Origin of the sequence: Pseudoalteromonas sp. SD03 (genome assembly GCF_040937955.1) — a bacterium.
Lineage (GTDB): Bacteria > Pseudomonadota > Gammaproteobacteria > Enterobacterales > Alteromonadaceae > Pseudoalteromonas > Pseudoalteromonas tetraodonis.
On the sequence record NZ_CP162514.1, the window covers coordinates 2,284,661 to 2,305,090 of the forward strand.

Annotated in this window: 19 protein-coding genes and 10 tRNA genes; 22 read left to right on the forward strand and 7 right to left on the reverse strand. The window is 40.9% G+C overall.

The features are described from left to right. The first annotated feature begins 32 nt into the window (after window positions 1-32). The 16 genes from lolB to ABZP26_RS10730 all read left to right on the forward strand — a co-directional run bounded on the left by lolB (window position 33) and on the right by ABZP26_RS10730 (window position 6,570). On the forward strand, window positions 33-620 hold the full coding sequence (gene lolB, locus ABZP26_RS10655) for a lipoprotein insertase outer membrane protein LolB (RefSeq protein ID WP_013465329.1): 588 nt from the start codon (window positions 33-35) through the stop codon (window positions 618-620). 2 nt (window positions 621-622) lie between these two features. Beyond that, a complete protein-coding gene (gene ispE, locus ABZP26_RS10660; protein WP_013465330.1) occupies window positions 623-1,480 on the forward strand; it encodes a 4-(cytidine 5'-diphospho)-2-C-methyl-D-erythritol kinase in 858 nt (285 codons plus the stop codon). An 86-nt stretch (window positions 1,481-1,566) separates the two neighbouring features. Then, window positions 1,567-2,514 carry a ribose-phosphate pyrophosphokinase gene (locus ABZP26_RS10665; RefSeq protein WP_008115168.1) on the forward strand — a complete coding sequence of 316 codons (948 nt, stop codon included), beginning with the start codon at window positions 1,567-1,569 and terminating at the stop codon, window positions 2,512-2,514. A gap of 149 nt (window positions 2,515-2,663) precedes the next feature. Then, window positions 2,664-3,278: a 50S ribosomal protein L25/general stress protein Ctc gene (locus ABZP26_RS10670; RefSeq protein ID WP_013465331.1), complete on the forward strand. Its 615-nt coding sequence runs from the start codon at window positions 2,664-2,666 to the stop codon at window positions 3,276-3,278. Window positions 3,279-3,296: 18 nt separating this feature from the next. Beyond that, window positions 3,297-3,881, forward strand: coding sequence for an aminoacyl-tRNA hydrolase (gene pth, locus ABZP26_RS10675; protein ID WP_008467968.1), 585 nt, complete (start codon window positions 3,297-3,299; stop codon window positions 3,879-3,881). Window positions 3,882-3,934: 53 nt separating this feature from the next. After that, window positions 3,935-5,026 (forward strand): redox-regulated ATPase YchF, encoded by a 1,092-nt coding sequence (gene ychF / locus ABZP26_RS10680; protein WP_008467970.1) that lies wholly within the window; start codon window positions 3,935-3,937, stop codon window positions 5,024-5,026. A 322-nt stretch (window positions 5,027-5,348) separates the two neighbouring features. Beyond that, window positions 5,349-5,425, forward strand: a tRNA-Met gene (locus ABZP26_RS10685). Between the two features lie 65 nt (window positions 5,426-5,490). Beyond that, window positions 5,491-5,575, forward strand: a tRNA-Leu gene (locus ABZP26_RS10690). 38 nt (window positions 5,576-5,613) lie between these two features. Beyond that, window positions 5,614-5,688, forward strand: a tRNA-Gln gene (locus tag ABZP26_RS10695). Window positions 5,689-5,693: 5 nt separating this feature from the next. Continuing rightward, a tRNA-Met gene (locus tag ABZP26_RS10700) sits at window positions 5,694-5,770 on the forward strand. A 95-nt stretch (window positions 5,771-5,865) separates the two neighbouring features. Continuing rightward, window positions 5,866-5,950 (forward strand) — tRNA-Leu (locus tag ABZP26_RS10705). A gap of 41 nt (window positions 5,951-5,991) precedes the next feature. Further along, window positions 5,992-6,066: transfer RNA gene (locus ABZP26_RS10710), tRNA-Gln, on the forward strand. A 66-nt stretch (window positions 6,067-6,132) separates the two neighbouring features. Then, window positions 6,133-6,217 (forward strand) — tRNA-Leu (locus tag ABZP26_RS10715). 40 nt (window positions 6,218-6,257) lie between these two features. Beyond that, window positions 6,258-6,332, forward strand: a tRNA-Gln gene (locus ABZP26_RS10720). Window positions 6,333-6,371: 39 nt separating this feature from the next. Continuing rightward, window positions 6,372-6,456, forward strand: a tRNA-Leu gene (locus ABZP26_RS10725). Between the two features lie 39 nt (window positions 6,457-6,495). Next, window positions 6,496-6,570, forward strand: a tRNA-Gln gene (locus ABZP26_RS10730). Between the two features lie 124 nt (window positions 6,571-6,694). Here ABZP26_RS10730 and ABZP26_RS10735 read toward each other — a convergent pair. After that, window positions 6,695-7,876: an FAD-dependent monooxygenase gene (locus ABZP26_RS10735; RefSeq protein ID WP_036953941.1), complete on the reverse strand. Its 1,182-nt coding sequence runs from the start codon at window positions 7,874-7,876 to the stop codon at window positions 6,695-6,697. A 256-nt stretch (window positions 7,877-8,132) separates the two neighbouring features. Between ABZP26_RS10735 and miaB the strand changes: the two genes are divergently transcribed. Genes miaB through lnt form a run of 5 tightly spaced genes read left to right on the forward strand, consistent with a single transcriptional unit; the run spans window position 8,133 to window position 13,592 of the window. Beyond that, window positions 8,133-9,578 carry a tRNA (N6-isopentenyl adenosine(37)-C2)-methylthiotransferase MiaB gene (gene miaB, locus ABZP26_RS10740; RefSeq protein WP_008467975.1) on the forward strand — a complete coding sequence of 482 codons (1,446 nt, stop codon included), beginning with the start codon at window positions 8,133-8,135 and terminating at the stop codon, window positions 9,576-9,578. Between the two features lie 54 nt (window positions 9,579-9,632). Beyond that, window positions 9,633-10,691, forward strand: coding sequence for a PhoH family protein (locus ABZP26_RS10745; RefSeq protein ID WP_008115160.1), 1,059 nt, complete (start codon window positions 9,633-9,635; stop codon window positions 10,689-10,691). Between the two features lie 4 nt (window positions 10,692-10,695). Beyond that, entirely contained in the window at window positions 10,696-11,154 is a 459-nt protein-coding gene (gene ybeY / locus ABZP26_RS10750) for an rRNA maturation RNase YbeY (RefSeq protein WP_008115159.1), read from the forward strand. A 22-nt stretch (window positions 11,155-11,176) separates the two neighbouring features. Further along, window positions 11,177-12,061 carry a CNNM family magnesium/cobalt transport protein CorC gene (corC, locus tag ABZP26_RS10755; RefSeq protein WP_013465334.1) on the forward strand — a complete coding sequence of 295 codons (885 nt, stop codon included), beginning with the start codon at window positions 11,177-11,179 and terminating at the stop codon, window positions 12,059-12,061. Further along, window positions 12,042-13,592: an apolipoprotein N-acyltransferase gene (gene lnt, locus ABZP26_RS10760; RefSeq protein WP_200877586.1), complete on the forward strand. Its 1,551-nt coding sequence runs from the start codon at window positions 12,042-12,044 to the stop codon at window positions 13,590-13,592. The genes corC and lnt overlap by 20 nt, the downstream gene beginning before the upstream one ends. A gap of 67 nt (window positions 13,593-13,659) precedes the next feature. Here lnt and ABZP26_RS10765 read toward each other — a convergent pair whose 3' ends face one another. From ABZP26_RS10765 to ABZP26_RS10775, 3 genes are read right to left on the reverse strand one after another with little or no spacing between them, the layout of a single operon-like run. Next, window positions 13,660-14,151, reverse strand: a complete 492-nt coding sequence (locus ABZP26_RS10765; protein ID WP_024601599.1) for a hypothetical protein — start codon at window positions 14,149-14,151, stop codon at window positions 13,660-13,662. Between the two features lie 52 nt (window positions 14,152-14,203). Then, complete coding sequence (locus tag ABZP26_RS10770; RefSeq protein ID WP_036953933.1) at window positions 14,204-15,055, reverse strand: alpha/beta hydrolase; 852 nt, start codon at window positions 15,053-15,055, stop codon at window positions 14,204-14,206. A 25-nt stretch (window positions 15,056-15,080) separates the two neighbouring features. Then, a complete protein-coding gene (locus tag ABZP26_RS10775; protein ID WP_024601597.1) occupies window positions 15,081-16,091 on the reverse strand; it encodes an RDD family protein in 1,011 nt (336 codons plus the stop codon). A gap of 186 nt (window positions 16,092-16,277) precedes the next feature. Between ABZP26_RS10775 and ABZP26_RS10780 the strand changes: the two genes are divergently transcribed. After that, window positions 16,278-16,802 carry a CIA30 family protein gene (locus ABZP26_RS10780; protein ID WP_036953930.1) on the forward strand — a complete coding sequence of 175 codons (525 nt, stop codon included), beginning with the start codon at window positions 16,278-16,280 and terminating at the stop codon, window positions 16,800-16,802. 56 nt (window positions 16,803-16,858) lie between these two features. Here ABZP26_RS10780 and ABZP26_RS10785 read toward each other — a convergent pair whose 3' ends face one another. From ABZP26_RS10785 to ABZP26_RS10795, 3 genes are all read right to left on the reverse strand, one after another. Beyond that, entirely contained in the window at window positions 16,859-17,371 is a 513-nt protein-coding gene (locus ABZP26_RS10785) for a hypothetical protein (RefSeq protein ID WP_036953927.1), read from the reverse strand. A 140-nt stretch (window positions 17,372-17,511) separates the two neighbouring features. Beyond that, window positions 17,512-17,988, reverse strand: coding sequence for an FKBP-type peptidyl-prolyl cis-trans isomerase (locus ABZP26_RS10790; RefSeq protein ID WP_036953924.1), 477 nt, complete (start codon window positions 17,986-17,988; stop codon window positions 17,512-17,514). Continuing rightward, the gene (locus ABZP26_RS10795; protein ID WP_235190255.1) at window positions 17,985-20,411 is read right to left on the reverse strand and encodes a Lon protease family protein; all 2,427 of its coding nucleotides are present in this window, start codon (window positions 20,409-20,411) and stop codon (window positions 17,985-17,987) included. Before ABZP26_RS10795 ends, ABZP26_RS10790 begins: the two co-directional genes overlap by 4 nt. Between the last annotated feature and the right edge of the window lie 19 nt (window positions 20,412-20,430).

Consider the following 20,430-nt stretch of genomic DNA (forward strand, 5'->3'; position numbering starts at 1 on the left):
ATCTCAGGAATATGGAAAGTAAGGAACAACATTTGACTCGACAATATTTGATTTTAACACTGCTATTTGTATTTTTAACCGGCTGCGTGAGTAAAAACAATTACAAAACAGAGCTTTACGAAGACTGGAAGTTACGCCTTGGCGAGCAAAAAACTTGGCAAGTAGACGGTAAACTTGCGTTTATTAGCCCAGATGAGCGCCAATCTGCCAACTTAAATTGGCAACAAACACAAAATAGTAATCATTTAGTGTTAACCACGTTTATTGGCACACGGATTTTATCGCTTAAACAAACCGCAGTCGGCGCCGAATTAATCTTTGATAACCAACCGTATTTTGATAGTAACGCCAGTGCACTTTTACAACGTTTAACAGGGTTTACTTTACCGGTTAATAACGCAGGCCCATGGTTAAAAGCTACCATTGACGATCACACCCTAGAAATTGATCAGTTAGGGCGTGCTAAAAGCGTGTTATGGTTTGATGATAATGGCAAAAAGTGGCAAATAAGTTACACAAGTTACGTCCAAAAATACGGTTTTTGGTTACCGAATGCTTTAACCTTAACCCATGAAAAGATTAAAATTAAAATCAAACTCTATGACTGGCAGTTTAACTAACTATGTATACTCACTCTGAATTTTCGCTGATTGCCCCAGCCAAGCTTAATTTATTTTTACACATTAATGGCCGCCGTGATGATGGCTACCATGAATTAGAAACTTTATTTACGTTTTTAAATTATGGTGACGAGCTCCATTTTAAACTAAGCACGGATACTCTTATAAGTATTAGCGGCGACACCAATGGCATTGCGCTAACCGACAATTTGATTTACAAAGCGGCGTTATTATTACAAACCCACTGTAAAGTGGATATGGGTGCAAAAATAAATTTAACTAAACGCTTACCCATGGGGGGAGGTGTTGGAGGCGGTTCATCCGATGCTGCATCAACGCTTTTAGCTCTTAATACGCTTTGGAATACAGCCCTATCTTTAGATGAACTGGCTGATTTAGGCCTGAAACTCGGTGCTGATGTGCCTGTGTTCATTAAAGGTAAAAGTGCCATAGCACATGGCATTGGCGAGCAATTAGAGTACCTAGAACTGCCGCCGAAGTGGTATTGTGTTGTCTTCCCAAATCAACATGTCAGCACAGCACAAATATTTACTCACCCAGATTTAAAACGTGATACACCAAAACTTTCTGGCGACTGGCAACAGCAAATTTTAACCAACGATTGTGAGCCTTTAGTGAAAAAGCTGTGCCCCGAGGTTGAAAAAACCCTGCAGTGGTTGCTAAAATACGCCCCATCAAAGATGACCGGAACAGGTTCATGTTGTTTTGTTGAATTTGCTAGCCAAGTTCAAGCACAAGATGTACTTGCTAACCTCCCCCATACTTGGCAGGGTTTTATCGCATCCAGCGTTAGTACCTCTCCTGCTCATACGGAGTTAGCCGCCATCATTGATAAATGAAGTAACGTACAAGTAATCATAAGTTAACCTACTTTGTTCACTCAATGTAAGTTAGTCCAAAAATTCAGTGCCTGAGGAACCCTACCGTGCCTGACATGAAGCTCTTCGCTGGTAACGCAACACCTGACCTAGCTCAAAAAGTTGCAAAACGTTTATATATTGAATTAGGCGATGCTGTTGTTGGCCGTTTTAGTGACGGTGAGATCAGTGTTCAAATTAATGAAAATGTTCGTGGCTCGGATGTTTTTATCTTGCAATCAACCTGTGCCCCTACTAACGATAACCTGATGGAACTTATCGTAATGGTTGATGCGTTACGCCGTGCATCTGCCGGTCGTATCACTGCTGTTATCCCTTATTTTGGTTATGCTCGTCAAGATCGTCGCGTACGTTCTGCCCGTGTACCAATTACAGCTAAAGTGGTTGCGGATTTCTTATCAAGTGTAGGTGTTGACCGCGTTCTTACGGTTGATTTACACGCTGAGCAAATCCAAGGCTTCTTTGATGTACCAGTGGATAACGTATTTGGTAGCCCTGTACTATTAGAAGATATGAAAAACCGCGACTTTGATGACGTGGTTGTTGTATCACCTGATATTGGTGGCGTGGTGCGTGCCCGTGCAATTGCAAAACTATTAAACGATACCGACTTAGCAATTATCGATAAACGTCGCCCTCAAGCTAACGTTTCTCAAGTAATGCACATTATTGGTGACGTTGAAGGCCGCGATTGTATTATTGTTGATGACATGATTGATACCGGTGGTACATTGTGTAAAGCAGCTGAAGCCCTTAAAGAGCATGGTGCTAAACGTGTATTTGCTTACGCTACTCACCCTATTCTTTCTGGTACAGCTGCAGAAAACTTACGTAACTCTGTGATTGACGAAGTGATTGTAACTGACTCAATTCCACTGTCTGACGAACTAAAAGCGCTTGATATTGTTAAAGTATTAACGCTTGCAGATATGTTAGCAGAGACTATTCGTCGCATTAGCAACGAAGAATCTATCTCGGCAATGTTTGAACACTAAAGTTAAACATTAATGAGTATAAAAGCGCCTTTTGGCGCTTTTTTTGTAAGCGATGTTTATTTTATAAACCCGCAGTGGTATGATAGCGCGCCTTTTGGCTAGGGACCTTGGTCGCAAAGGCCCTAACACTTTTAATTATTGGAGACATCATGTCTAACACAACTTATACTTATGACGCTGAACTTCGCGTAGAAACTGGTACTGGTGCGAGCCGCCGCCTACGTCGCGAAGACAAAGTGCCGGCAATCCTTTATGGAGCTGATAAAGAAGCGGTATCGCTTACTTTTGCTCATAAAGATATGATCAAAGCACAAGAAGACGAAGGCTTTTACACTCACATCCTTACATTAAATGTAGGTGGCGAGAAAGTTGAAGCAATCTTAAAAGATATCCAACGTCACCCTTTCAAGCCTAAGCTTACTCACCTTGATTTCCAACGTGTAGACGCAACTCATAAACTAGTAACTAAGGTTCCTTTACACTTCATCGGTGAAGAGAAAGTAACTAAGTTAGGTGCAACTGTTGTTCACCAGTTAACTGAAGTTGAGATTTCTTGTCTTCCTAAGTCACTTCCAGAATTCATCGAAGTAGACGTATCTGATCTTGTTGCTGGTGATTCAATCCACCTTACAGATCTTGCGTTCCCTAAAGGTGTTCAATCTGTTGAGCTTGGTAAAGGCGAAGGCCACGATCAGTCTATCGTTACTATCAAAGCTAACAAAGCAGCTCCAACTGAAGACGACGCTTCAGACGCTGCAGAATAATATTTAAGGTCTCGCACCTTGAATTCTATTCAAATGCTTGTGGGCCTGGCTAATCCAGGCCCCGAATACGCAAATACACGCCACAACGCAGGTGCTTGGTTCATTCAAGAACTCGCTGCACGCTACAACTGCACGCTAAAACACGACCCTAAATATCACGGCCTTACTGGCAAAGTGATTATTCAAGGCAAAGAATTCAAATTACTGATCCCCACCACTTACATGAACTTAAGTGGCAAAGCGGTGAGTAGTTTAGCCAATTTTTTTAAAATCCCCGTGGAAGACATACTTGTTGCCCATGATGAATTGGATTTAGACCCGGGCGTTGCTAAATTAAAAAAAGGCGGGGGACATGGCGGTCATAATGGCTTAAAAGACATTATTGCAAAAATGGCAAATCAAAAAGACTTTATGCGCTTACGCATAGGTGTAGGTCATCCAGGACATCGCGAAATGGTCACCGGTTGGGTGCTTGGTAAAGCAGCCAAGGACGATCAAGAAAAAATGGATGCCGCAGTTGATGAAGCAGTTCGTTGTATGGAAATACTTGCTAAAGACGGTGTGTTAAAAGCACAAAACAGACTACATTCGTTTAAACCCTAATTTTTGGGTATACGGTCGCACGTATTAAACGAATCTAAACAAGGTATCTTACTATGGGTTTTAAATGTGGCATCGTTGGCTTGCCTAATGTTGGTAAATCAACACTTTTCAATGCATTGACTAAAGCGGGTATTGAAGCCGCTAACTTTCCTTTTTGTACCATTGAACCTAATACAGGTGTGGTACCGGTGCCAGATCCTCGCCTAGACGAACTTGCTAAAATTGTTAACCCACAACGTATTCTTACAACCAGTATGGAATTTGTGGATATTGCAGGTTTAGTTAAAGGTGCATCGAAAGGTGAAGGCCTAGGCAATCAGTTTTTAGCAAATATCCGTGAAACAGATGCGATTGGCCATGTAGTTCGTTGTTTTGAAGATGAAAACGTTATTCACGTAGCGGGTACTATCGACCCTGCTGACGATATTGACGTGATCAACACCGAGCTAGTTCTTGCTGATATGGACAGTGCTGATAAAGCAATGTTCCGTAATGCAAAAAAAGCAAAAGGTGGCGATAAAGACGCTAAAGAGCAAAATGCGGTACTTGAAAAAGTAAAAGTGCATCTTGATGAAGGCTTAACTTTACGTTCTTTAGCGCTAACAAAAGAAGAAAAAGCAGCCATTGCACCTATTAACTTCTTAACTATTAAGCCAACTATGTATATTGCTAACGTGGCTGAAGACGGATTTGAAAATAACCCATTGCTAGATCGTGTCCGTGAAATAGCGGCTGCTGAAGATGCGGTTGTTGTGCCTGTGTGTGCAGCTATCGAATCTGAGCTATCTGAGCTTGACGAAGAAGACAAATTAGAGTTTATGGCTGACCTTGGTCTTGAAGAGCCAGGACTTAACCTTGTTATTCGTGGTGGCTATGAGCTACTACATTTGCAAACTTACTTTACTGCGGGTGTAAAAGAAGTACGTGCATGGACTATCCCAGTGGGTGCAACAGCGCCACAAGCAGCGGGTAAAATTCATACCGACTTTGAACGTGGCTTTATCCGCGCACAAACAATTGCTTTTGATGACTTTATTGCATTTAAAGGTGAAAGCGGTGCAAAAGAAGCAGGTAAAATGCGCCAAGAAGGGAAAGAGTACATTGTTAAAGATGGCGATGTAATGAACTTCTTGTTCAACGTATAATTAAACATTGCACCACGTTAAGTGGCTCATTGTTTTTTAAAGGCTCGTTTTTACGAGCCTTTTTATTTTTCAGCCGAATAAAAGTAATAATTAGTCTACCCTTACTATAGGCTTAGAATTCTAAGGCAAAGCCAAAATTACAATACAAAGCCCACAAAGAGTGTTAAAAAAGCAACGTTTTAATTAAAAAGTAGCCGGTTAGCCTATTTTTCCTGCAAACAAACCAACTTAAGTGTTTTTTTGCAAAAAAGGTGTTGACGAATTTGGGGCATATCAGCATAATACGCCCCGCACTCAGCGATGAAGTGCTAACAAAAAAGATGGCTAAGTAGCTCAGCTGGTTAGAGCACATCACTCATAATGATGGGGTCACAGGTTCAAATCCCGTCTTAGCCACCATTTATTTTTTTGTTGCTCAATGAAGAGTTTAAAATAACTACCTAGTGTTTAATTACACAAAGTATGCGGGAGTGGCGGAATTGGTAGACGCGCTGGATTTAGGTTCCAGTATCTTAGGATGTGAGAGTTCAAGTCTCTCCTTCCGCACCATATTCTTGATAAGAATTAAAACTATCAATTGTTATTGTTGGGATATCGCCAAGCGGTAAGGCACCAGGTTTTGATCCTGGCATTCCCAGGTTCAAATCCTGGTATCCCAGCCAACAATGGCTAAGTAGCTCAGCTGGTTAGAGCACATCACTCATAATGATGGGGTCACAGGTTCAAATCCCGTCTTAGCCACCATTTCTTTTTTAGAAGTGGCTCTGCAAGAGTTAAATTGCAACTCAATGAAGAGTTTAAAATAACTACCATTTCTTTGATTAATTCAAAGTGATAATGCGGGAGTGGCGGAATTGGTAGACGCGCTGGATTTAGGTTCCAGTATCTTAGGATGTGAGAGTTCAAGTCTCTCCTTCCGCACCATATTCTTTGATAAGAATTAAAATTATCAGCAATTTCTTAGTTGGGATATCGCCAAGCGGTAAGGCACCAGGTTTTGATCCTGGCATTCCCAGGTTCAAATCCTGGTATCCCAGCCAACTTCTTCTACCAAAGAATGTTGAATTAAGAAATACTCTGTTAGGAGTATAAACATAAATTTGTATGCGGGAGTGGCGGAATTGGTAGACGCGCTGGATTTAGGTTCCAGTATCTTAGGATGTGAGAGTTCAAGTCTCTCCTTCCGCACCACATTCTTGATAAGAATTAAAATTATCAGCAATTTCTTAGTTGGGATATCGCCAAGCGGTAAGGCACCAGGTTTTGATCCTGGCATTCCCAGGTTCAAATCCTGGTATCCCAGCCAACTTCTTCTACCAAAGAATGTTGTATAAGAATAAGAACTGCGGGAGTGGCGGAATTGGTAGACGCGCTGGATTTAGGTTCCAGTATCTTAGGATGTGAGAGTTCAAGTCTCTCCTTCCGCACCATGTTCTTAATTAGAACTAAAACTCATCCAAATTTAGAGTTGGGATATCGCCAAGCGGTAAGGCACCAGGTTTTGATCCTGGCATTCCCAGGTTCAAATCCTGGTATCCCAGCCAATTTGCACACATCTTTGATTGCCCCCCACACTAACTTCAAAATCACTAATATTTTTACTTTTATAATCCAATACCACATTTTTTCAGATATAAAAAAAGACCCAAATTTGAGCCTTTTCGTCAACTAACTAAGCTCACCACTTATTGCGTATTTTAATACCCAGTTTTTTACCGGCCCTGTATTATTAGCTAACTTTAAAAATGTGCTGCGCGCCCATTTTAATGGGGCTATTTGGTTTGAGAAACCAAAGTAGCAAGCATCCATCATACTCATCATTAATAAATTAGCGTTACGACGACTACGTTCGTACTCTTTAAGCATTAGCGGGCAACCTACATCATCAGCTGTACGCAACACTTCAGCTAAGGCAGCCACATCTTGAAAGCCTAAATTAACGCCCTGTCCTGCCAGAGGATTAATGGTGTGCGCCGCATCACCCACTAAAACGAGTCGCCCTTGTGAATAATTATTAGCATGCTGCCTTGCTAGAGGAAATATAGCATGGCTTTGTACTTCAAAATCACCAGCGAGCTTGGGAAACTTTTCAATAATATGAGCTTTTAATGCGCTAGGTTGTAGGGCTTTAAATGCTTTGAGGGTATTTGCATCGTCATACCAAATTAAATTTGCATAAGGTGCTTGCATAGGTAAAAACGCAACAGGCCCTGTAGGTGTAAACTGCTGCCATGTTTTAACTTGTTGTGGTGCATCGAGCTTTATTAGCACGCCCATACAATGCTGCTGATATTGCCACCCAGTTATACCAATATTGGCTTTGCTACGTAATTGTGATTGCCCACCATCGGCTGCAATGACTAAATCAGCAGTATAGCTTTGTTCGTTATAGTGCAAGGTAATGCTATCAGGGTTTTGCTCTATTGCAGTTAAAGCCGATGAAGGATTAATCATTTCAATATTATGCTGCTCAAATTGCTGCCATAAGCTTGCTTGAATTAACTTATTCTCGATTAAATGACCTAAATGCGTGGTATTGATGGCATGGCAATCAAACAATAAATGATCGTTACCACGCTCAAAAGCTTCTAATTGCTCATAGGGAGCGAGTCTATTTTCGCGCAGCAATGGCATAGCACCAAGCTGATCAAGCAGTTTTTCCGAAAAGCGGTTAATAGCTGATACACGTATATCAACTGCATCACTACTAAGCACTAGTGATGCATCTATTGGGTGTTTTTCAATAACACGTACGGCTTTACCTTGTTGCGCTAATTTAATAGCCATAGCGGCACCAACCATGCCGCCGCCTACTACAATTACATTATTTTTAGCCATGTTTTTCATCATTTTACTTCTGACTTAACTCTACTTTGATTGTATCGTAATTAGTTTGCTCTGTGTGAGCGCTTCGCTTAATTCTCTTATTAAACCCATACTATATTGATTTCAGATCACAAACATGAAATCTATACTTGGTTTTGAGCGTGTATCCAGCTAAAATACGCGTCCTTTAAGTCGAGCAAAATTTAATAATTGCGCCACTTATACCTGTTTCTAGCACATGTTTGTGCCACTATCGAATTGAACACGAGGCTATATTTCAATGAGCAAAAAGCTGCATATTAAAACCTGGGGTTGTCAGATGAACGAATACGACTCTCAGAAAATGGCTGATCTTCTAGATGCGACCAACGGCTATCAGCTAACTGAAGAAGCTGCTGATGCTGATGTTATATTACTTAACACCTGTTCAATTCGTGAAAAAGCGCAAGAAAAAGTATTCCACCAATTAGGTCGTTGGAAGTTATTAAAAGATGACAAACCAGACCTAATTATTGGTGTTGGCGGCTGTGTAGCATCGCAAGAAGGCGATTCAATTCGTCAACGCGCGCCGTTTGTCGATGTTATTTTTGGCCCACAAACATTGCACCGTTTACCTGAAATGATCAAACAAGTGCAAGGTAACAAAGGGTCATCAGTGGTTGATATTTCATTCCCAGAGATTGAAAAATTTGACCGTCTTCCTGAGCCAAAAGCAGAAGGTCCTTCTGCGTTTGTATCAATTATGGAAGGGTGTTCTAAATACTGTACTTTTTGTGTTGTACCTTACACGCGTGGTGAAGAAGTAAGTCGCCCTGTTGATGACGTGTTATTAGAGGTTGCACAGTTAGCCGAGCAAGGCGTACGTGAAGTTAACTTACTAGGTCAAAACGTAAATGCGTACCGTGGTGATACACACGATGGTGAAATTTGCTATTTCTCAGACCTTATCCGTTTAGTAGCCGCAATTGACGGGATTGACCGTATTCGTTACACCACTTCACACCCCGTTGAGTTTACGCCTGACATAATTGATGCGTATGCCGATGTGCCTGAGCTGGTTGATCACTTACACCTTCCAGTACAAAGTGGCTCAGATCGTGTTTTAAACTTAATGAAACGCGGCCATACTGCACTTGAGTACAAATCAACTATTCGTAAGCTACGTAAAATTCGCCCTAACTTAAGTATGTCGTCAGATTTCATCATAGGTTTCCCAGGTGAAAGCAAGGCCGATTTTGAAGCGACCATGAACCTTATCAACGATATTGGTTTTGATATGAGCTTTAGCTTTATTTACAGTGCACGCCCAGGTACGCCAGCGGCCGATTTGCCAGATGACGTAACCGAGCAAGAGAAAAAAGAGCGCCTGTACTTATTACAAAACCGTATTACACAAATGGCACAGCAAATTAGCCGCCAAATGTTTGATACCGAACAACGTATTTTAGTTGAAGGTCCTTCTAAGAAGAACCCAATGGAATTACGTGGCCGAACTGAAAACAACCGTGTAGTTAACTTTGTTGGCCCACACACAGTGATCGGTCAGTTTGTTGATGTACGTATTACCGAGGCACTACCAAACTCTTTACGTGGCGATTTAATTCGTACAGAATCAGAAATGAACTTACGCCGCGAAATTGCCCCTTCTGCTATTTTAACCAAAGCAGCGAGTGAGCAGAAAACCGAGACAGCTAACGAAATTGGCGTTGCTACTTTCGTACCTTAGTTGCAAAAATTCATTGCGCCAGTTAACGCTGGCGCACTGTAATAGGAAGTAATTTTGAGTAATCAGTTAAAAACATTAGAGATTTATTTAGAACCTGCCGACAACAAACGCCTTTCTTCATTATGTGGCCCGTTTGACGAAAACATCAAACAAATTGAACGCCGTCTAGGTGTTGAAATTATTCATCGTGATAACTTTTTTAAAGTAACCGGTAAACTACACAGTAGCGCCGGCGCGGTAGAGATCTTAAAAAACCTTTATATTGATACTCAGCCTGTACGTGGGGAAATTGGCGAAATTGAGCCTGACAATGTCCATTTAGCCATCACTGAGTCTAAAGCGCTTGAGCAAGATACCTCAAGTAGCGCCTACGGCAAAGAAATGATGATTAAAACCCGTCGTGGCGTTATTAAACCGCGTAACGATAACCAAGGCTTGTATGTTGCTAATATTTTGCACCACGACATTACCTTTGGTATTGGCCCTGCGGGTACAGGTAAAACCTATCTTGCCGTTGCGGCGGCAGTTGATGCACTAGAGCGCCAAGAAATACGTCGTATATTGCTCACTCGCCCTGCGGTTGAAGCGGGTGAAAAACTTGGCTTTTTACCCGGTGATTTAAGCCAAAAAATAGACCCTTACTTACGCCCACTTTACGATGCCTTATTTGAAATGCTTGGCTTTGAGCGTGTTGAAAAGCTGATTGAAAAAAATATCATCGAAATTGCTCCACTGGCTTATATGCGCGGACGCACACTTAATGATGCGTTTATTATTTTAGATGAAAGTCAAAATACCACTACAGAGCAAATGAAAATGTTCTTAACCCGTATTGGCTTTAATTCTAAAGCGGTGATCACCGGCGACATAACCCAAGTTGATTTACCTCGTGGCGCGCGCTCTGGTCTTCGTCATGCTATTGAAGTGTTAGATGGCGTTGATGAAATTAGCTTTAACTTTTTCAAATCGCATGATGTAGTACGCCACCCTGTGGTAGCGCGTATTGTTGAAGCCTATGAGCGCAACGACGAACGTGAGCGCCTTAAGCGATTAGAAAAACAACAAGCCAAAGAAGCGCTTGCCGCTCATGAGCAACCTGCGACTAAAGAGTAATACCGTGAAAACAGAACTTGATTTACAAATAGCGTGTGAGTTTGACAACTTACCCAGCCTTGAGCAGTTTGCAATGTGGGCCGATAAAGTACTTAGCCAATACCGCGATGAGTCTGAGCTGACCATTGTCATTAGCGATGAAGCACAGTCGCAACAGCTCAATAATGACTACCGTGGTAAAAATAAGCCTACCAACGTATTATCGTTTGAATTTGAAGCGCCACCGGGTATTGATATCCCACTTGTGGGTGACTTAATTATTTGTCCAGCCATCGTTTTGGCTGAGGCGCAAGAGCAAGAAAAGTCATTTCATGACCACTTTGCCCATATGGTTATTCATGGATGCTTGCATTTACTTGGATTTGACCATATAAAGAGTGAAGATGCGTTAGAGATGGAAAGTATAGAAAAGCAATTACTTGCTGAACTAAACATAGCAGACCCATACCGGGACGATATTTAAATAAACGGAGCAATTAGACGTAATGAGCGACGATAACTCGCAATCTAGCCAGGGTTCTTCTGGCAGGACTTGGCTGGGCCGTATAACCCACATGTTGCAAGGGGAACCCCAGAATAGAGAAGAGCTGGTTGAGGTGATTGCCGATGCCCAAGAGCGGGATGTAATCGATCCTGAAACCAAAGAAATGATTGAAGGTGTGCTTGGTGTGTCTGAGCTTAAAGTGCGAGATATTATGATACCGCGCTCACAAATGGTCACTTTGGAAATTGATAGCCCGCTTGAAGAGCATATACCTATGATGGTTGACTCTACCCACTCTCGTTTTCCGGTTGTGTGTGAAGATAAAGACCATGTAGAAGGGATTTTACTCGCAAAAGACTTATTACCTCTCATTTTAAACAAAGATGAGCATTTACCATCGCTACGTGACTATTTACGTCCAGCTATGGTGGTGCCTGAAAGTAAACGGGTTGATACCCTGCTTAACGAATTTCGTCAGCAACGCTACCATATGGCGATTGTGATTGATGAATACGGCGGCGTATCTGGTTTGGTCACCATTGAAGATATTCTTGAGATCATTGTTGGCGAAATCGAAGATGAGCACGATGAAGAAGAAGAACAACAAGATATTCGTCAACTAGCTAAACATGTTTACGTTGTGCAAGCACTAACCCCTGTAGATGACTTTAACGAGCATTTTAAATCAGGCTATAGTTCGCAAGACGCCGATACTATTGGTGGTACCGTATTACATGCCTTTGGCCATATGCCGAGTCGTGGCGAAACCATTGATATAGACGGATTTCAGTTTAAAGTAACTAATTCTGATAACCGTCGTATATTACAACTGCAAGTCACCATTCCTAAGGCTGATGATAACGACAGTGAAGAAACTGCTAACTAGCCTCACCCTACTAGCAAAAGATAAAAAAGCATGGCTCGCACTGGTTGCGGGCCTTGTTTTGACTTTTAGCTACGCGCCTTTTGGTATTTGGCCAATTGTATTTTTTAGCTTGGCCGCATTATTTTATTGTATCCCTGCAAACCTCACCGGAAAAAACCACGCTAAAACGGCGGCTAAATATGGCTTTATATTTGGTCTGGGCTGGTTTGGTGCAGGCATTAGCTGGGTGCATGTATCTATTGCCACCTTTGGTGGTATGCCACTTATCGCTTCCATTTCGTTAATGGTATTGCTGTGCAGCTACCTTGCATTATTTCCTGCGTTGGCACTATGGGCAACCACTCGTTTTTCAAACGGCTCTATAAATTTTGCAGCGCTACTACTACCTTGTTTTGCGATTAGTGAGTATTTGCGAGCCAACCTATTAACCGGTTTTCCTTGGTTAAGCTTTGGCTATACACAAACCGACAGTCCACTTAATGCCCTTGCTCCTTTTATTGGTGAATTTGGACTCACGCTATTATGTATTGCCATTGGTTTTGCATTGTACTGCTTAACCCAAAAACAATATAAAGTGCCTGCTATTACCGCTGCTGTGGTTGTTTTAGCTTTCGTAGGTGCACATTTTACAAAGGCACCCCATTACTCCAATAAAGACCTTTCTGTGCTGCTTGTACAAGGTAATATAAAACAACACTTGCGCTTTGACCCCAGTGAGTTTTGGACCACCATGAGTAAGTATCAGGATATGACGCGCCGTCACTGGGATGCTGATTTAATTGTGTGGCCTGAAGCCGCAGTCCCTGAAATAGAAGCCCTCGCTGATTCATATTTAGCAGGCTTAGACAGTGCCGCCTCATTTAATAAAACCGCGCTAGTAACGGGTATTGTCGATTACCAACGCGATACAAGAACCATTTTTAATACACTTATTGTGGTCGGTAACAAAGAGCAAAATGATGAACACGGCCACTATCGTTACTTAGATAGTAACCGCTATCAAAAGCATCAGTTATTGCCTATTGGAGAATTTGTTCCTTTTGAAGACATACTCCGCCCCATAGCGCCGTTATTTGATTTGCCTATGTCGTCGTTCTCTCGCGGTGATAGAGTGCAAAATAACTTACGCGCGAATGGCTTTAATCTACTGCCCGCTATTTGCTATGAAATAGTCTTTGCCGATTTAGTGCGGGGTAACTACAAAAGCGACTCTGATTTACTATTTACCGTAAGCAACGATGCCTGGTTTGGTGATTCAATCGGCCCCCACCAGCATATGCAAATTGCCCGCATGCGCGCCCTTGAACTACAGCGCCCATTGGTACGTGTTACCAACAACGGCATAAGCGGTGTATATGACCCCATAAGCCAAACACGCCAAACTATGCCACAGTTTGAAGCTACTACTCTCAAAGCCAATATAAAGCTCATACAAGGGGATAGCGTGTATAGCCAATACGGCAATATGGTTGTGTGGGGAGTAATGGTGTTGTTGGGTATGATTGGATTTGGGGTTAGGTTTAGCAAGTGAATGGAGTTGATAGCTGTCGGTTGTCAGCTATCAGTATATAAATACAACCCCAATAATTTAGTAAGATTTAAACATCAGGGTAATTTTTTATCCATTGATCAGTACACCCTCTTTCAAGATAAATTGAGATTGTTTTCTTTAAAAGACGACTTGTCATGTCCATTAATGCAGTTGTTCCCCCAGTAATTGCATTTTTCTCATAAATATAGCGACTTTCAATAAAGGTATGTCGATATCTTTCAATCAGTATCAATGAAAGGTCGCTTGAAAATTTATGCTTAATTGAAGTTGGTAACGCATTAAATAGATACACCAAATCATGTGCATTTTCTTTTTTATTAAGAACCTTAGCGTTAAATTGATATTTTTCGTTTATTAATCCATCATTGCTTACTACTTTGCAGTTAAAGCTTTTAAGTAATATCTCCAAAGCTAATGCTGCATTAGCTATCGAAATACTAATTGAATGACTCCACATAAGCTCTGATGCCTTCAAATATAGATATGATGTTTCAATCATATGAGGAGCTAAAACCCAATCATAGCTGTCATCGTTCATAGCCTTTCCTTAAAAATAATCTAAATATTTTTATTCTTATAAAACTAGGTTTCTAGTTACTTAATAATTCTTTAATCCCATAATACCAACTAAGTGCGGCGACTGTGCCATGGGTTTCATCTTCAAAATAACGTTGATTTATAACTAAATTATCGCTCGGGTGCGCTTTTAACTTTTTAGCAAACGCTAAACCCCATTGGTAATTTGTTTTACCAATTTCGCCAAACGCTTCGACATTATTTGCAAAGGTAAAATACACATTGCCGTTAAGCTGCTTATTTATAAATTGGTTATCATTAAAATAACGATTGAGGTAGTTATTATCCCACAGATAGGTTGCATCAATAATTAAGTAATCTGTAAATAGCGCATGGTTGGTAAGCAATACATAGCTGGCAAATAAGCCACCGAAAGACTCGCCAATTAATACGCGTTTAGTTGATGTCCGGTAATTTTTATTAATGAGTGGAATAAGTTCTTTTTCAAAAAAGGCGCTGTAGTTTAAGGCGTTGCCGATATTTTCAAATCTTTCTAGGAGTTTACCGTTAAATGTCCAATCAACATTGGTTGGGGTAAAGTCACGCTCTCTTATCGCATTTTTACTATTAGGAATGGCTACTATAATTGCTTGCTGTATTTGCTGCTCTAGCCGGTCCGTACTAAGTGTCTCTACTAGCCCAGCTACGGCTTTTAGATGTGTTTGGTCACCATCGAGCAAGTAAATAACTGGATATACTTTATTAGGGTTTTCATTATAGCTTGGCGGTAAATAAACGCTAAAGCTGCGTTGCTCACCTAAAATAACAGACGTAAGCTGATGCGTTTTTGCGAACACAATATTTTCTGACGCATACGAAACCGTAATAAAATACAGATTAATAAATACAATTAATAAAGCTTTCATAACCATCCTTGTAATAAGAGCAAAATTAACTTTTAACAGTCTCTTCTACCGTTTGCACATTTACAACTTGGTTAATACTCCCTTTAATAACCACCGTGGCTGATATTTTATCTTGAATAGCTTGTCTGTTTGGGTCCCAGTACACTTGTAAAAAGCCTAACAAGCCGGTGGCAAAACCTGCGCCGTAACCACCGTAGCGGCCAAAACAATCAAGTAAACCCAGCGGTTCACCACTTAATGCAACCACTCGGGTGTTACAGAGCTTTTTACCAGGGGTTTGACCGCGCCATAATAAAGAAAACAGTGTGAAGTACACAGTCGCCCAGCCAAAACCCAAACCTAAATCTTGAATAATACCTTTACCCCACTGCAAAATACTGTGCGTGGTTGTTTGTGCGGGCTTATCTTCTATTAACTGCGCAAGCTTTAATTCATTATTTTCACCAAACACTAATAATTGTAAAAATGCTTTTGCAAGTTGTGGGTTTTGTAAGTCGTCCATTTCGGCTAATTTGGGTACTTGCCCTATCAAATTATCAAGCGCATTTTGTTGGCAAAGTTGCTCACAGCTTTCGTCGGCTGTTTGCACTAAGTAGGCATTTACCTGCTTTTTTTCTGTGGAGGTAAGCTGAATGTCATCCTGTATTTTTAAGCCTTTAACAGTTAAGCCTTGAACAGGGTCATCGCCTTCTAAGTAATCTATGCCAATTGAAAGCACAGCAAGAGCGCTTACAAATAAAATACTTGCTGCTACTATTTTTAATATTCTTCGCCACACACTCGACATTTTAGGAAGGTATTGCTGCGCCGTTCCTTTGTAAAAAGCCATCGCAGCAACGAATGCAATAATAGTTGCACTGAGCTTTGCAGCTATGAATATTAATGCAACATCAATAATCATAGCTAATGCGCGCCGAGTCGGCGAAGCCAAAGGCAAGCCAAGTAAAGCATTATCAACCTCAAAGGCATATGGCGTGATCACTTCTCGAGTTTCGGCTTTAGATAACGCTAATTGTTCTAATTCTTGTGCTTTCATTATTATACTTGTTATTAAAATAGGTAACGCGATTAAATTACGCGCTTTTTAATTTTTGCTCAAGCGAATAAAATGGATAACGAGAGTTCACATTGAAAATAGCCGCTAGTAATAGATTAATTCTTAAAAGAGTGAACAATTAATCTATCGTATCGTATTAAATATAAAAGCTACGAGGAAGAGCTTATGACAACCAAACAACTCTCATCACTTTTCGTTTTTCACTTACTGTTTGCCACAACCGAGGCAAACGCCAATGCTCGCTGGTATGTAGTGAATGATTCGGTGATGGGTGGCATTTCTAATAGTCAGGTTTTGTATGAAAACGACAATTTAGTGTTTACAGGCAATGTATCGCTTGCAAACAATGGCGGGTTTGCTTCTATTCGAACGCTATTGGATGTACAAAGCCAAGACATCACTAAAATTATGCTACGTGTTAAGGGCGATGGTCAAACCTATCAATTACGTTTAAGAACCAATGAGTACATGGATGGTGCGGCTTATACCCGCTCGTTTAGTACCACAAAGAGCGAGTGGCTTAATATTGAGTTTTTACCTGAGGATTTTCAGCTTACTTATCGCGGCCGCTTACTTGAACAACAACCTACAATTAACTTTAAAGATGTAAGGCAGCTTGGGTTTATGATTGCAGGTAAACAGGCGGGAGAATTTAGGCTTGAGGTTGAAAAAATTGAGTTTAAAAACTAACTTTTCTGCGTACATTACAAGGTTAAATAACCTGAACTAATACAGTTAGACTTTGGTTAAATAGTAAAGTCGTCGCCTCGCCTTTTCATTTCGTTGATTACTAGCTCAATAATTTGTTGTTTTATTGCTGCCTGCTGTGACTTTACCTCACTAAGTTGCAGCTCCAATCTATTTATCTCTTCTTGTTGTTGCTCGGTTTTATACTTTTTAGCTCCCATATGCTCAGCATCCATAGTTAAGCGACTATCGTCTTCAGCTGGCCCATATTGGCTATTATCTATGGTTAAACTCCGTTGTACCGTACCCTGCTTAAGCTTATTTACTTGTTCTTGCAATGCAACTACTTGCTGGGTGAAATATTTATATGCCTTTTCTAAATTTTGATATTGCTCAGCAAATGTTGCGTTATCTTCGCTGTATTTTTGAACCTTAGCATCTAAAAACTCTGATAAAACATAGTCAGGTTCTTCCTCTGATTTATCATCAATGCGTTGCTGTTCTGATTCTATTAAAGGCTGGTTGTTGTAATTAGATGCTTGATATTGGATTGAGGCGGTTGAAATCTTCATTATTTTATCCCTAAAATGAATTTGTCACTATTTTAGGTATCGACTGACGATTTAAATTCTTGAGTAGGATTGGCTAATAAGAGCAAATAAAAAAGCCCGACTTGATTAAAGTAGGGCTTAAAGTGTTTTTTACTTTAAAATTACGACTCTATAGCCAGTAATTCCACCTCAAAAATAAGCAATGATGCAGGCGGGATGCTGCCTACTCGCTTTTCACCATAGGCGAGCTGATGCGGTATATAAAACTGAAATTTATCGCCCGGACTCATCAGTTGTAGGCCTTCGGTCCAACCTTTAATAACTTGGTTTAAGCCAAAGATAATCGGCGTTTTACGCTCTACTGAGCTGTCAAATACAGTGCTGTCGATTAAAGTGCCGTGATAATGCACTTTCACCATACTCGTTGAGCTAGGTGTATTTTCGCTATCCCCTTTATGGATTATTTTATATTGCAAGCCAGACGCGGTTTCTTGAACGCCTTCTACCTTTGCATTGGCAATTAAGTAATCACTTTCAATTTGCGCATTAGCGATTGCTTGCTGCTTGGCTTTTTTACTGTTTTTAAAAATCAAAACGCAAAAAATAGCGATAGCAATCAGTAAAATAATATTGATCATAACTCCCCTTTTTCATCTTCTGAGTCGTCTTTATCGTCGCTGTTATCGCCGTTAACAATATCAGCAATATCTTTTAATCGTGCTAATGCAATGCCATTCACTGAATCTACTGGGTACTGCTCATCAATCATGTCACCCGCGTCAATATCCATTAGTAAGTTTAGCGCTTGGTCAACTGTTTCAACGGCGAAAATATTAAATTTACCCAGTTCAACCGCATTCAGTATTTCATCATCAAGTACTAAGTTAACTTGGTTTGATTTTGGAATGATAACGCCTTGCTCGCCCGTTAAACCACGCATTTTACATAGCTTAAAGAAGCCTTCTATTTTTTCATTTACGCCACCGATTGCTTGCACATCACCATGCTGATTAATAGAGCCGGTTAGTGCAATAGATTGGCTTATTGGTAAACTGGTGATCGCCGATATTAGCGCACAAAGTTCAGCTAATGAGGCGCTATCACCATCTATGTAGCCATAGCTTTGTTCAATGGCTATATTCGCACTGAGTGTTAAGCTAAAGTGTTGCGCATATTTGTTACCTAAATAACCGGTAAGCAACATTACCCCTTTTGAGTGAATTGCTTTACCCAGCTCAGCTTCGCGTTCCACATCAATAACGCCATCAGCACCCGCATAAACAGTGGCGGTAATGCGTGCAGGTGTACCAAACGAAGTATCACCAATGTGCAGTACCGTTAAACCGTTTACTTTACCTACGGCTTGCCCGTCGGTCGCAATTAAGGTGTGGCCTTCTTTTATATCGCTGAGCATATTTTCACTAATTTGCCCTGTACGGTATTGTTTGCCTTCAATCGCTTCGTCAATATGGCGAGCATCAATCACCGTCAGCTTATCTTGCTTAGCGTAAAAACTAGCCTCAGCCACAAGCTCTAGTACATCAGCAAAACGGGCTGAGAGTTTATTATGGTGCTCAGCTTGGCGATAACTAAACTTAAGCAATCGCACCATTGCTGATTCGTTTAACGTGCACTTTAATGTTTGCTCGCAGTAATCACTGACTTTAGTAATAAACTGATACTGCAGCTTATCGCTGCTTGGTAAGTAATAATCAAAATCGGCAAGTACTCTAAATAACTCGGCAAATTCTTCGTCGTATTCACCGATGGTGTAATAAAGTTCACGTGAGCCGAGTAAAATAATTTTCACATCAAGCGGTATTAACTGCGGGCGAAGCGTAAAGCTACTGCCAACTACACTGTCTTGATAAGGTAAGTCATTTTTTATTTGATGCGTTTTTAGCGACAGCTTTAGCCCATCCCACACTTGGGGTTGAGCCATTACTTTTTCAGCATCCATAATTAAATAGCCGCCATTCGCGCGGTGCAATGCACCTGGTTGAATTGATCGATAGCTGGTAATTAACGACCCTTGCGATGTGGCATATTCAATTTTGCCAAAAATATTACCAAAAGTGGGGTTCGGCTCGTAAACAACCGGTGCCGCATCGCCTTCTTTATATTCGACCAAAATATTAGGCGCAAAAAAGTCGGTAAGCATGCCTTTACGATCAAAGTCTTCTTTGTTTTCTTCGCTTTCACCTTCATCATCAAGCCATTCAAGGACGGCATCAATAATTTCTACACGTATATCTTTTAAATAACGCAGTACACCAATATGGCTGGCATATTTATGTTCTAAATCTTTTAATAACGGTTTAGTGGCTTGCTCAGCAGTAGACTTTTTAAGGTTGCGGAGCTTTTCTTTCGACTCGCGTTTCCAGCGCGGTAACTCAATAAGCGCCTCAATGAGGGCATCTTCTAATTTTTCTATACGCTCAAAAAACATCTCGCGTAAGTCATCTTCAAGATCAGAAAACTCATTATCGGTAAGTTGTTTACCATCAATCAGCGGTGCAAAGCCGACTACACCTTTTTCTTCAATTAGTGCCACACTTTGTTCAAGTGCTGCTATTTCTACTGCGGTAATTGCGCCGTCGTAAGCATCGTTAAATTCACGATCTATCGATTTTTTCTTGCGCTGATAGGCTGGGTTATCAAATGCAGCAGGAAAAGTGTCGAGTACTTCATCAATAAATGAGTCAATATCATCGGCTAGTTGTTTGCTTTGCCCTGCATGCATAAATAACGCAATAGGCTCACGGTGATCGTCGTAGTTATTAACATATAACCATTCATGCGGTGTTGTGCGCTCTTTAGCGTGTTGTTTTAATTTGTCTTTTACTAAAGTAAAACGCCCGTGTGCCGCCTCTCCCATCACGTAAACATTGTAACCCGGTAGGTCCATTCCTAAAGAAAAGTCCAATGCACTTTGCGCACGTTGTTGGCCTATAAAGGTAAGTTGCTCAGGGTATGGATTACTCATGCAAGTGTTTACATGGCTCGATGAAATACTCGGTGCAAGATTTGATACGGGTAGTGGCAGCAATTTTTTCGTCATTCTAACTTCTTTTTTTACC